Origin of the sequence: Nocardioides sp. CFH 31398, assembly GCF_022436705.1 — a bacterium.
Lineage (GTDB): Bacteria > Actinomycetota > Actinomycetes > Propionibacteriales > Nocardioidaceae > Nocardioides.
In genome coordinates, this window is record NZ_JAKUHT010000016.1 from 25,405 (window position 1) to 37,896 (window position 12,492).

Consider the following 12,492-nt stretch of genomic DNA (forward strand, 5'->3'; position numbering starts at 1 on the left):
GACCCCCGCCCACCCGGGCGGGGGTCCGCTGCGCTACTCCGGCGTGCGGAGGCCGGGCCAGTCGACCTCGGTGACGGTCCCACCGGAGATCTCCGCCGTGAGCACGGCGGTGTCGGCCCCGACGGGGCAGAGCAGGTAGCGACCCTGCGTCAGCTCGGGGTAGACCAGGCTCGGTCGCGGGCCACCGGGAGTCGGCCGCACGACGACCGCGACGTGGTCGTGGTGGTGACCGTGACCGTGGCCGTGACCGGCCGCGTGCTCCGCGTCGTGGACCCGGAGGGCGGCCAGGTCCGTGCCCTCCGGGTGGATCTCGACCTCGTCACCGACGGTGTGCGCGGGCATGTTCACCACGAGAGCCCCGACGTCACCACCGACGTCGAGCAGGACTGATCCGGTCCCTGCGTGGGGGTTCTCCACGCTCGCCGGGCTCCCGTCGTCCATCACCCCTGGTCGCCTCCGTCGTCCACCGTGCCCGGACGGGTCTGGTAGCCGCCGGACGGGTCCTGGAGGTACGGGAACGCGTTGGTCCCCGGCGCGGCCGACTGCGTTCCGTCGGTCAGCTGGGTGGCGGCGTCGTCCGGCTCGTAGTCCGGGTCGACGAGGGGGATGGTCGCGCCCGCGACGGCCCGCAGCTCGATGGCCACGATGTCGTCGTTGACACGCCGACCGTTCGGGAAGCCGGCGAGGTCGCCGCCGATGATCCCGAGCCGGCTCTGGTCGCCCGGCTGGGTCGGGGGGATGGCCACGTTCAGCCGCAGCATGTCGGCCTGGGTGGGGCCGGTGAAGTTCTGGAAGTCGTCGACCACCCCCTTCGGGATGCCGGTGTGCAGGATCGCGTTCAGGTCGGCTCGTGGCTTGTCGTACGCCTGGAGGTTCGGGAACACGTCCGGGTACAGCACCGGCAGGAGCTTGGCGAGCTCCGGGCGGTCGACGTACTTGCGGAAGCGGCGGTCGGCCGACGGCTGGCCCGCGTTCCAACGGTCCTTGTCGCCCATCGGGATGAGGACCTCGTTGACGAGCGGGTTGCCCAGGCGGGAGACCTGGCGGTAGGGGCCGGTGCCGGTCTTCGTCCCGGTGTCGGGGTCGATGACCGTGGAGGTGCGGCGCTCGGCCGTCGCCCAGATGCCGAGGGTGGCGAACTTGTTGTACCGGTTGGAGGGCTCGTTCTTGTAGCGGGTCAGCCGGGAGATGGGCACCTGGATCGCGATGGTGTGCACGTTGCACGCCTGCACGGAGTTGACGCCGTCCATGGCCGCCATCGGGATGAGGTGGGCCTCGTTGAAGGGGCGGAGCGCACCGAGGTCGAAGATGCTGCCGAGGTCGACGTTGAACGCGTCGGCCCGCTGGCCGCAGAAGAACCAGGTGCCCTTGCGCTTGACCGTCGCCTGCTCGGCGAGCTGCGAGTAGTTCGGCGTGCTCCGGACCCCCACGTTGACCGGCGGAACGGGCAGGTTCTGTCCGAAGACCTCGGTCTGACCGCCTTCAATCCGTGTGGCCTTGTAGAACTGCGGACGGTTCCAGTTCTCGCTGTCGATCGAGTCGATCGGGCCCGTGTTGTAGAGGAAGGAGTTGGGGTTGCGAACCTCGGTGCGGAACTCGAACTGGTAGATGATGTCCGACTCCGCGGTCGCGTTGTTCGCGATGTGGATGCGGTAGCGGACGTCGTCCGAGAACTCGTAGAAGTTCGGGCCGCCGTACGGCTGCTGGAGCGGGAGGAAGTTCGCGATGATCGTCACGAACGACGGGCGGTCCGGGGAGACGAAGGCGTAGACGTCGGTGTTGTCGGCCGCCGGGTCCTGCGAGATCTCCGGTGCTTCGCGGTGGCTGGACATCAGCGGCTCCCGGCGGCGTTGAGGAGACGGGTGACGAGGTCGCGGTCCTTGACTACGACCTCGCGCTCGCCGACGAGCAGGGTGACGGTGTCGCCGCGGTGGTCGTCGACGAGGGCGACCACGCGCTCCTGCGCGCGGTCGGCTCGCGGCCGTGCGGACGCGGACGCGGTGAACGCCCCCGCCCCGGTGACCGCGACGGCGCCGAGTCCGGCTCCTGACGCGGCGATGAAGCTTCTCCTGCTGGTGTCGCTCATGGGTTCTCCCAATCGAGGACCGCGCGCGCGGCTCGGGCGCGCGCGGAGTGCGGGTGTGATCCGGGCCATACGGCGTTCGGAGCCACCCACCCCCCCGGATGGGGGTCCTCGCTGTGGATTTCTAGGACTGTCGCGCGGGCCGCGCGAGACGCGCGAGCAGCCGGTCGAGGTCGTCGTCCACGGTGACGATGCCGGCGGCCTCGGGACGGACGAAACCCGCCTCGACCATGTGGTCGCGCAGCACGAGCAGCGGCTGCCAGAAGCCACCGACGTCGAGGAAGCCGCTGGGCTTGTCGTGGATGCCGATCTGCGCCCAGGTCCACTGCTCGGCGACCTCGTCGAGGGTCCCGGCGCCCCCGGGCAGCACGAGGAACGCGTCGGAGGCGTCGGCCATCGCCTGCTTGCGCTCGTGCATGGTGCCGACCTCGGTGAGCGTGGTGAGGCCGGTGTGGGCGACCTCGCGGGCGAACAGGTCGCGGGGGATGACCCCGAGGACGTCGCCACCCGCCGCCAGCGCGGCGTCCGCGACCTCGCCCATCAGGCCGACGCGCCCGCCGCCGTACACGAGACGGACGCCGCGCTCGGCGAGCGTGCGCCCCACCAGCCGGGCCGCCTCGGCGTACGCCGGGTCGACGCCGGAGCTCGAGCCGCAGAACACCGCCACCGACCGCAGACCCATGCGCCGATCCTGTCAGGACCGCCCCGGGCCGCCAGCCGTAGGTCGAGGAGCATGACCCTCAGGTGGTCGAGCAGCACGCGAGCTCTGCGAGCGAGCGTCGTCGAGACCGCGGTGGGGGGTCTCGACGGGTTGGACCGACGGTCGTGGTCGTGGTGGTCTCGACGACGGGGAACCGCTAGCGCCCTTCGACGGGCTCAGGAACCACGGCTCGGCTGCTCGACCACCTGCGGCCGCAACAGGACGAAGTGAGCGAGTTCGGGCTCGCAGATCGCACACATCGTCCTGCGCTGGCCGTGGTGGCACCGCTGCTCGACCATCTGAGCCCATGGTGGTCGAGCAGCAAGAGAGCGCAGCGCGCGCGTCGTCGAGATCACGGTGAGGGTCTCGACAAGCTCGACCGGCGGTGGTGCGGACCGACGTCGACACTCGACAGGTCCCGACGGCGCTGAGCCGGCCGCTACAGCGTCGAGAGGTCCTCGGCGTCGACGATGCGGTAGGCGTAGCCCTGCTCGGCGAGGAAGCGCTGGCGGTTGGCGGCGAAGTCCGCGTCGACGGTGTCCCGGGAGACGACCGTGTAGAACCGCGCCGTCCGGCCGTCGGTCTTCGGGCGCAGCAGGCGGCCGAGGCGCTGCGCCTCCTCCTGCCGCGACCCGAACGAGCCGGACACCTGGATGGCCACCTCCGCCCCGGGCAGGTCGATCGAGAAGTTGGCGACCTTCGAGACGACCAGCAGGCGCTCCTCGCCCGAGCGGAACGCCTCGAACAGCCGCTGCCGCTCCCTGACCGGCGTCTCGCCCTTGATGACGGGCGCCCCGAGGGCCTCGGCGAGCTCGTCGAGCTGGTCGATGAACTGGCCGATCACCAGCGTCGGCGCCTCCGGGTGCCGGTCGACGAGGGCCTTCACCACCCGCGTCTTCTGCGCGGTCGTGGCGGCGAGCCGGTAGCGCTCCTCCGGCTCGGAGGTGGCGTAGACCAGCCGGTCGGAGTCGGGCAGCGACACCCGGACCTCCACGCAGTCCGCGGGCGCGATCCAGCCCTGGGACTCGATGTCCTTCCACGGGGCGTCGTACCGCTTGGGCCCGATGAGGCTGAACACGTCGCCCTCGCGACCGTCCTCGCGCACCAGCGTCGCGGTCAGGCCGATGCGCCGCCGAGCCTGCAGGTTCGCGGTCATGCGGAAGATCGGGGCGGGCAGCAGGTGCACCTCGTCGTACACGATGAGGCCCCAGTCGCGGGCGTCGAGCAGCTCGAGGTGCGGGTAGACGCCCTTCCGCTTCGTGGTCAGCACCTGGTAGGTCGCGATCGTGACGGGGCGGACTTCCTTGACGGTGCCGGAGTACTCGCCGATCTCGTCCTCCGTCAGGGTCGTGCGACGGACCAGCTCGTCCTTCCACTGGCGCGCGGAGACCGTGTTGGTCACGAGGATCAGCGTGGTCGCCTGCGCCCGTGACATCGCCGCCGCGCCCACGAGGGTCTTCCCCGCACCGCAGGGCAGGACGACGACGCCGGAGCCGCCGTGCCAGAACGAGTCGGCGGCCTCCTCCTGGTATGGCCGCAGCGACCAGCCGTCGGTGTCCAGGGAGATCGGGTGGGCCTCGCCGTCGACGTACCCCGCGTAGTCCTCGGCGGGCCAGCCGATCTTCAGCAGCGCCTGCTTGAGGTTGCCCCGCTCGGAGGCATGGACGACGACGGTGTCGGGGTCGATGCGCTCGCCGAGCATCCCGGCGACCTTCTTCGCGCGCAGGACCTCCTCGAGCACCGGCCGGTCGGTGCTGACGAGCACCAGCCCGTGCAGCGGGTGCTTGTCGAGGCGCAGCCGGCCGTAGCGCGCCATCGTCTCGGCGACGTCGACGAGCAGCGCGTGCGGGACGGGGTAGCGGGAGTACTCCATCAGCGCGTCGACGACCTGCTCGGCGTCGTGCCCGGCGGCGCGGGCGTTCCAGAGCCCCAGCGGGGTCAGGCGGTAGGTGTGGACGTGCTCGGGGCTGCGCTCCAGCTCGGCGAACGGGGCGATCGCCTTGCGGCACTCGGCGGCCCGCTCGTGGTCGACCTCGAGCAGCAGGGTCTTGTCGGACTGCACGATCAGGGGGCCGTCACTCACCGGACAAGCCTACGGAGCGGCTGAGTGCGGCCTACGAGGCGTCGGCGCGACGGACCGCGGTGATGCGGTGCACGGCGAAGGTGCGCAGGTCGTCGGCGCGGTGGTCCCAGGCGGTGAGCGTGCCGCCCTCGACGCGTCGGGGCCTGACGAGGCGCTCGCTGCGCGCCCCGTGGGAGTCGACGTACGAGATGGTCACGGTCGCCCCGGTCTCGACGGCGTCGCGCAGCGCGGCCAGGCTGCCGCTGGGGGAGAGGGGCGCGGACAGCGTCGGCCGGTGGCGTGCCGCCTCGTCGCCGGCGCGCACGGCCCTCGCGACCTCGGCCCAGTGCTCCTCGCCGAGCGCCGAGCCCGGGGCGCCGGGCCCGGAGGTCCTCGCGGTCCGAGCCACCTTCGCGCGCTGCCGGGTGGTGCCGACCACGTGCACGCTCCCGTCCGCGCCCTCCACCACGGGGGCGGCGCCGAGCTGTCGCAGCGCCGGGACGAGGTCCTCGACCTCGAGGTCGGACACCACCACCGTCGGGGCGAGCCGTCGCAGGCCCAGCTCGCCGGCGCGCGGGTGGGACAGCAGCTCGGCCAGCGCGGTCTCGTCGTCGGCGCGCAGGAAGGACGACGCACGGCCGGCGCGCACCCTGCCGTGGGTGCGGGCCGCGTCGTCGACGAGGTAGGTCAGCGGCTGGGGGACCGGCGTCGCGGACACCCGGCCGACGAACGCGTGGACGTCGGCAGCCGCCCACCCGGCGTCGAGCGCGCGGCGCACCGACGCCGGGGTGAACCGGTAGACCGTCGCGCCGCCGCTCGACTCCACGTCCGCCACCAGGCCGAGCTCGCGTGCGACCTCCGGGGCCAGGGGCCCCGGGGCGACCGCGGTCAGGTCGGCCTGCAGCAGGACGTGCTCGACCGGAACCGGCAGGAGCGGCTCGAGCCGCGCGGCGGCGGCGTCGACCCCCTCGGTGACGAGCGCGCGGCCGTGGGGCGGCAGGGCCCCGAGCCCGGCGACGCCGAGGACGGCCGCCTCGCGCAGGGCCCACCGGGCGAGGTCGTCGCGCAGGCGGGGCCGTCGCGGCCGCACCCACCGCAGCCGCTCCACCAGGGAGTCCTCGTCGGCCAGCGCGAGACCGGGCTCGACCCCGGCCAGCTCGGCGAGCGCGACGCGCCGGGTCTCCGGCGCCAGGCTGGACGACAGCTCGGGGACCAGGGCGTTCCACGCCTTGCCGGCGTGGTCGCGCCCGCCGACGAGGCCGGGCACGCGGGAGGTGCTCAGCCACGTCGCGGCGAGCAGCGTCCACCGCTGGGCCTGGTCGCGGGCCGACCAGGCGTCGTACGCCGGGGTGGGGAGCCAGGCCGGGGTGCCCTCGAGGTCGGTGCCCACCGCGAGCAGCCCGGCCGCCGCGGCCACCTCGACGAGCACGGCCGCGTCGGCCTCGCCGACGCCCAGCAGGGTGGCCGTCGCCCGCAGGTCGCGGACGGCGAGGCCCCCGCTGCGCAGGGTGACCGGTGGGTCGGCCCCCCACGCCTCGCAGAGCTGCTCGGTCCGCCGTACCGCCTCGGTGGCCGCGCCGACCGCCGCCTGCTCGCAGCGGCGCGCGTCGCGTGCGGTGGTGCCGAGCGCCGGGACGGCGTCGACCGGCTCGCGGGTGGTGCGGCCGCCGCGCAGGGCCAGGCCCACCTCGCCGGGTAGCTCGACGGTGCCGGGCGGCGCGTCGGAGCCCGCCGGCACGAGCACGCCCGCGGCGAGCAGCTCCTCGACGGGGCTCGCCGGCTCGCCCTGCGGGGCCGACGGCCGCCGGGCGCTGCCCGTGGTGCCGCGACCGCCGTGGGCGTCCACGTGGTCGGCGAGGGCGCGGGCCTCGGGGCTCAACGCCGCCAGCCGCTCCGCCAGCGTCGCGGGGGGCAGCGGGTCGGCCGACACCGGCCGCAGGCCGCTGCCCGGACCGGCGGCGCCCGAGGTCAGCAGGTCGGTCACCGCGGCCAGCGGCCGCAGGCCCCCGGGCGCCTCCCAGACGAGGGCGAGGTCCACCAGACGGTGCGCGGCGGCGCCAGTCACGGCAGGATCTGCGCTGACGCGCTCGACGAGGTCCTCCGCGGAGGTTTGGCCGAGCACGACCAGGGCATCAAGGACGAGGAGCTCGGCGTGGGTCAGCAGGTCGAGTGCACGCAGCAAGGAGGTTCGGGTGGCCGCCCGTGACGCAAGCTGTCCGGAGTCCGCGGGGACCGGCGTGCCCAGGTCGGCGCGCTCGGTGAGCAGGCGCACGAGCCGCTCGTCGGGCCAGGCGCGCAGCCGGTCCGCGAGCGTCCGGCCCGCGGTGCTGGACGAGGAGGACATCCGCACCACGGTAGCGAGCGCGTCCGCGGGCGGGGGCGGCGTCCGGTGAGCGGCGTCCAGCTGCACTTCGGCGCCGCCACGGACGTCGGCCGCGTGCGGGAGGTGAACGAGGACTCCTACCTCGCCGCCGCGCCCGTCTTCGTCGTCGCCGACGGCATGGGCGGACACGCCGGTGGCGACGTCGCGAGCCGCATCGTCGTGGAGGAGTTCGCCCGCCTGGCCGACGACGGGTACGACGCCCGCCGGGGCGCCGCCGCCGTCACCGACACCCTCGACGCCGCCCAGCAGCGGATCCGGGCCTACGGCGAGGAGAACGGCAGCGACTCGCGCCCCTGGTACGCCGGCACCACCGCCGTCGTCGCGCTCGTGGTGGAGGACGACGAGGGCCCCAAGTGGCTGCTTGCGAACCTCGGCGACTCCCGCATCTACAAGGTGCTCGACGGCCGTCTCGACCAGGTGAGCGTCGACCACTCGGTGGTGCAGGAGCTCATCGACGCCGGACAGATCTCGGTCGACCAGGCCAGCCGCCACCCCGAGCGGCACGTGGTGACCCGCGCGCTCGGAGGACCGGACCCGATCCGGCCCGACTTCTTCATCCTGCCCTTCGGCGCCGCCCGGCGCCTGGTCCTGTGCACCGACGGGGTGAGCGGGCTGATCGACGACGACGCGATGGCGGAGATCCTCGTGGGCACGCCCGACCCCCGCGACGCGGCCGACCGGGTGGTCGCCGCGGCGGTCGAGGCCGGGGGCACGGACAACGCCACCGCGGTGGTCGTCGATGTGGTGGGATGGGACGACGAGGAGGAGTCCTACGACGCCACGCGTCAGCAGACGACTCTGCACGAGAAGCTGGGGGCCCTGCCGTGACCGTGGATGCCGGAGACCAGACCGCCGGACGTCGCTCCTACCTGCCGGGCGCCTGGTTCGGCGTCTTCGGGGAGCACGCGACCGTCCTGCTGCCGCCGAGCGAGAAGCGCCGGGTCGCCGCGCTGTGGGAGCTCCTGGACGACGGGGCCGACTTCGACGAGGTGCTCGACGCCCTCATCGCCACGGGCCTGCGCGACCTGCCGGGCTTCGTGCTGGTCAGCGACAGCGACGTCGAGGGCGCGGTGACGACCCGGGTCGTCGTCCGCGGCGACGCGCGGGTCGCCTTCGAGACGACCGAGGGCCCGGTCGAGGTCCTGGCCGCCGGAGCCGGCACGTGGGTGGAGCGGACCGTGCCCGGCGTGACCTCGACCGTGCTCGACGTGTCCTCCCCGCACGCCACCGACGAGGCGGGCGCACCGGCCGAGCCGATGACGGTGTCGGGCGGCCTGGTCCGTGTGTCGCGGGTGCAGAGCCCGCCGCCGTCGACCGACGGCGGCGTCGACACCGACCCGATGGACCTCCCCGCCGACGACGCCGCCGCTGCGCACCCGGCCGCCGACGACTCCCCGCAGTCCGGGTGGAGCCCCGCCGTCGTGGCGGGTGCCGCCGGAGCGGCCGGAGCGGCCGGAGCGGTCGGGGCCGCGGACCTCCTGGGCGCGAGGGCCGACGACGGCCCGCACGACCCGGGCGCCGGGGAGCCGGCGCCGGCCGGTGACCAGTGGCCCTACGCCGAGCCGCCCGCGGAGCCCGTCGCGGACCCCGTCGCGGAGCCCGTCGACGAGCCGACCCCCGAGCCCGGGCCGACCCCTGAGCCGGCGCCCGAGCCGCTCGCGGAGGCGGACCCGGCGACCGAGGCGTTCCCCGCCCCGCAGGAGTCCGCGGACCCGCTGGACCCCGCGAGCCCGCTGGAGCACCACGACGAGCCGGCCGCCCACGAGCCCTCGTCGTCCGGGGCCTTCGCGAGCGACGCCCCCGCCGACGCTCCCGCCGACGCCCCCGCCGACGCCCCCGCCGACGCCCCCGGTGACGAGGCCGTCGGCGAGCCGACCGAGATGATGTCCTACGAGGATCTCGCCGCGTCGTCCGACGAGCCGGCCCCCGAGCAGCCCGCCGCCGAGGGCGGCTGGGAGCCGCAGGCCCCGGCCCCGCAGGACGGCCCGCCCGCCGCCCCCGACTTCGGCAACGGCGCGGCCCCGGCCGGCCCGCAGTGGTCGCCCCCGCCAGCGCCGTCCAACCCGTTCGCCCCCGCCCCGGCGGGCCAGGACGCCCCGCAGGACCAGGGCCACCAGGACCAGGGCTGGGGCCAGGACCAGCAGCAGGGCTGGGGCCAGGAGCAGGGCCAGCAGCAGGGCGGCCCCGACCAGGGCTGGGGGGAGCCCGCGTCCGGCTGGGGTGACCAGGCGGCCGCACCCGCGCCGGGCTGGGGTGCACCGGCAGGCCAGGACGACGTCGACCACGACGGCGAGACCCGGGCGGGCGAGTACGACCCCGAGCTGTACGCCCGTCAGCAGCCCGGCATCCCGGGCCAGCCGCCCGCTCCGAGCGTCACCTCCCGCCCGGTGGCGCGGCTGATGATGTCGCACGGCGAGACCGTGGACGTCGACCGCGCCATCCTGGTCGGCCGGGCACCCGAGGCCCGCCGCTTCACCGCGACCGAGCAGCCCCGCCTGGTGACGGTCCCGAGCCCGAACCAGGAGATCTCCTCGACCCACCTCGAGGTCCGCCCCGGGTCCGGCGCCGACCACGGGTCCGCGGTCGTCACCGACATGGGCTCCACCAACGGCACCGTGCTGATCCAGCCCGGCCTGGCCCCGGAGGACCTGCAGCCGGGCGTCCCGGTGCAGCTCATCCCGGGCGCCGTCATCGACCTCGGCGACGGGCTGACGATCCAGGTCGCCAACCCGTGACGACGCCGCCCCGGCGGCCCCCCACCGACCCGTGGCGGGTCGCCGGCCGATGAGCACCGTGCCGGCGGAGGAGGCGTACCCGCCCGCCGGGCTGGAACGACGCTTCCTCGCCTTCACCCTCGACCGGCTCCTCGCGTGGACGGCGTACGCCGGCTTCGGCTGGCTGGCGTGGTGGCTTGCCTGGCGCGACGGTGAGGTCTGGACGGGCGTCGGCGTCCTGGTCGGCGGTGTCGTGCTCGTCGCCGGTGGCCTGGCCGTGCTGACCGGGCTCACGGGCCTCTCGCCCGGCCGCGCGGCCACCGGGCTGCGGCTCCTCGACGCGGAGACCGAGGAGCCGCTCGGCGTCGGGCGCGCGGTGCTCCGCGCCGCGGTGCTCGGCCTCGCGACCCTGCCCACCTTCGGCTTCGGGGTCGCGACCCTCGCCTGGACCGCCGTCTCCGACCCGGGTGGACGTCGGCGCGGCTGGCACGACCAGCGGGCGGGCTCGGTCGTCATCGACGTGCGTCCGCTGCCGGAGGACGAGGAGGACGAGGGCGCCGAGGTGCCCCGCCAGATGGTGAACCTCACCGCCCTGCGGCTCGTCCCGTCCGCTGCCGGCGGCCCCGCCGGGACGCCGGCCCCGGGGACCCCGACACCGGTCGCCACCCCCGCGGCCGAGCCGCAGCAGGCCTCCCCGGCACCGGTCCACGCCCCGGCCGAGCCGAGCGAGCCGACCCCCGCCGAGCCGGCCCCCGCCCGGCCCACGGAGCCGCCGGCCGCGACGCCCGACGCACCGCCCGCTCCGCCCACGCCCTCCGCACCGGAGCGACGGACGCTCCAGGCGCCCCTGCGGCCCGACCCCGCCGCACCCGGTCCGGCGGCCCACCGCGCCGACCGGGACGAGCCCGGGGACCCGGCGGACGACGACGCGGGTCCGGCCGCGGCGCCCGGCGGGACCTCCGTCGCAGCGACTCCCCGGGGCACCGCGATCCCCCCGGACCGCCCCGGGCGCCACCGCGAGCGCGGGCGGGCGCGCGGCCGGGCGAGCACGCCGCCCCCGCCACCGCAGTGGCACGTCACCTTCGACACCGGCGAGTCCGTGGTCGTCGAGGGGGTCCTGCTCGTGGGCCGCCGCCCCGAGCCGCGGTCGGGCGAGCAGGTCCGCCACGTCGTCGCCCTCACCTCGCAGGACATGTCCCTGTCCAAGACGCACGCCCAGCTGCACCTCGCCGACGGGGTGCTGGTCGTCATGGACCGCGGATCCACGAACGGCTCGGTCCTGATGCGCCGCGGCGTGGCCCGCGACCTGGCCGCCAACCGCCCGACGACCCTTGTCGAGGGTGACCGCGTGCGGTTCGGCGACCGCGAGATGCGCGTGGAGAAGCAGGCCGGGAAGCAGGCGTAGCCGGCGTGGGCGCGGGTCTCGTCTGGTACGCCGCGTACGGCTCGAACCTGTCGTCGGCGCGGTTGCACAGCTACCTCGCCGGCGGGCTCCCGGAGGGCGGGTCCCGGGCCCACCCCGGCGCCCGCGACCCCTCGCCGCCGCGCGCCGACGTCCCCCTCGACCTGCCCGGTGCGCTGTTCTTCGCGGGTGCCTCCAGCCAGTGGGGCGGAGGCGGGGTGGCCCTCTACGACCCCACCTTGCCCGGGCCCACGGCCGCCCGGGCCTACCTGCTGACCGTCGGGCAGCTCGTCGACCTGGCCGCCCAGGAGATGTACCGGGTGCCGCGCGAGGACGACCCGCTGGAGGCGGTCCTGGCCGCCCCGCTGCCCGGCGGCCGTCACCAGGCCGGCCCGGGCCTGTACGAGACCCTCGTCGAGGTCGGCCGACGCGACGACCTGCCGGTGCTGACGTTCACCTCGCCCCACGGCCGCGACGCCGCGAGGCTCGTGCCGCCGTCCGCGGCGTACGCCGACGTGCTCTTCCGGGGTCTCGAGGAGTCCCGCGGCTGGAGCCGCGGGGAGTTCGACGCCTACCTGGCCCGCGTCACCGGCTGATGACGACGGGGATCCGGGCGCGGGTGCCGTCGGCGCCGCTCCAGGTCACGGTGCCGTCGTCGGGACGACCGCCCGCGCCGCCCCCTGCGACCTCCACGACGAACTCGCCCGTCTCGCCGGGCCCCAAGCGCAGCGCCGCGGGCCGGACGACGACCTGGTGGCGGGTGAAGCCCTCGGCGCGCGAGGAGAAGTACCGGGCGTCGTCGCTGACGTTGCGGACCCGCCGGACGACCGAGACCGGCCCGCCGCGCACCATCACCGACGGGGTGTTCACCTCGACCGGGTCGAGGTCGCCCTCGAGGTAGCGCCGCAGGTCGGCGGGGTCGAGGTCGAGCACGAGCCCCGGGCGGCGGGCCAGGGCCGGGCGCAGACGGCCCGAGCCCTGGGCGAGTACGGGGTCGCCCTCGAGCGGCAGGGCCGAGGTCCGCAGGGCCGACCGGATGCGGTCGGCGCCCCAGCCGGGGCGCACGGCGCGCAGGCGGGCGGCCGCGCCGGCGACGGCGGCGGCGGCGGCCGACGTCCCGGAGAACGAGCGCCAGCCCAGGCCGTCCG

General features: G+C 75.5%; 11 protein-coding genes. 4 read left to right on the top strand and 7 right to left on the bottom strand.

Going from position 1 to position 12,492, the window contains the following annotated elements; translation table 11 throughout:
* Positions 1–33 precede the first annotated feature (33 nt).
* The 6 genes from MJ876_RS14365 to MJ876_RS14390 all read right to left on the bottom strand — a co-directional run bounded on the left by MJ876_RS14365 (position 34) and on the right by MJ876_RS14390 (position 7,189).
* On the bottom strand, positions 34–441 hold the full coding sequence (locus MJ876_RS14365; RefSeq protein ID WP_240237219.1) for a hypothetical protein: 408 nt from the start codon (positions 439–441) through the stop codon (positions 34–36).
* Entirely contained in the window at positions 441–1,832 is a 1,392-nt protein-coding gene (locus MJ876_RS14370) for a DUF4331 domain-containing protein (protein ID WP_240237221.1), read from the bottom strand. Before MJ876_RS14370 ends, MJ876_RS14365 begins: the two co-directional genes overlap by 1 nt.
* A complete protein-coding gene (locus MJ876_RS14375; protein WP_240237223.1) occupies positions 1,832–2,086 on the bottom strand; it encodes a hypothetical protein in 255 nt (84 codons plus the stop codon). The genes MJ876_RS14370 and MJ876_RS14375 overlap by 1 nt, the downstream gene beginning before the upstream one ends.
* A gap of 121 nt (positions 2,087–2,207) precedes the next feature.
* The gene (locus MJ876_RS14380) at positions 2,208–2,765 is read right to left on the bottom strand and encodes a TIGR00730 family Rossman fold protein (RefSeq protein WP_240237226.1); all 558 of its coding nucleotides are present in this window, start codon (positions 2,763–2,765) and stop codon (positions 2,208–2,210) included.
* A gap of 457 nt (positions 2,766–3,222) precedes the next feature.
* A complete protein-coding gene (locus MJ876_RS14385; RefSeq protein ID WP_240237228.1) occupies positions 3,223–4,866 on the bottom strand; it encodes a DNA repair helicase XPB in 1,644 nt (547 codons plus the stop codon).
* Positions 4,867–4,897: 31 nt separating this feature from the next.
* The gene (locus MJ876_RS14390) at positions 4,898–7,189 is read right to left on the bottom strand and encodes a helicase-associated domain-containing protein (protein ID WP_240237230.1); all 2,292 of its coding nucleotides are present in this window, start codon (positions 7,187–7,189) and stop codon (positions 4,898–4,900) included.
* Positions 7,190–7,234: 45 nt separating this feature from the next.
* Between MJ876_RS14390 and MJ876_RS14395 the strand changes: the two genes are divergently transcribed.
* The 4 genes from MJ876_RS14395 to MJ876_RS14410 are packed head-to-tail and all read left to right on the top strand — an operon-like array spanning position 7,235 to position 11,940.
* Positions 7,235–8,056, top strand: a complete 822-nt coding sequence (locus MJ876_RS14395; RefSeq protein WP_240237232.1) for a PP2C family serine/threonine-protein phosphatase — start codon at positions 7,235–7,237, stop codon at positions 8,054–8,056.
* Positions 8,053–9,963, top strand: a complete 1,911-nt coding sequence (locus tag MJ876_RS14400) for an FHA domain-containing protein (RefSeq protein WP_240237234.1) — start codon at positions 8,053–8,055, stop codon at positions 9,961–9,963. The genes MJ876_RS14395 and MJ876_RS14400 overlap by 4 nt, the downstream gene beginning before the upstream one ends.
* Before the next feature lie 49 nt (positions 9,964–10,012).
* A complete protein-coding gene (locus MJ876_RS14405; protein ID WP_240237237.1) occupies positions 10,013–11,347 on the top strand; it encodes an RDD family protein in 1,335 nt (444 codons plus the stop codon).
* 5 nt (positions 11,348–11,352) lie between these two features.
* Positions 11,353–11,940 carry a histone deacetylase gene (locus MJ876_RS14410; protein ID WP_240237239.1) on the top strand — a complete coding sequence of 196 codons (588 nt, stop codon included), beginning with the start codon at positions 11,353–11,355 and terminating at the stop codon, positions 11,938–11,940.
* Here MJ876_RS14410 and MJ876_RS14415 read toward each other — a convergent pair.
* Positions 11,930–12,492: S8 family serine peptidase (locus MJ876_RS14415; RefSeq protein ID WP_240237241.1), on the bottom strand; the 563-nt coding region annotated here is incomplete at its 5' end. The two genes, MJ876_RS14410 and MJ876_RS14415, sit on opposite strands and share 11 nt — an antisense overlap.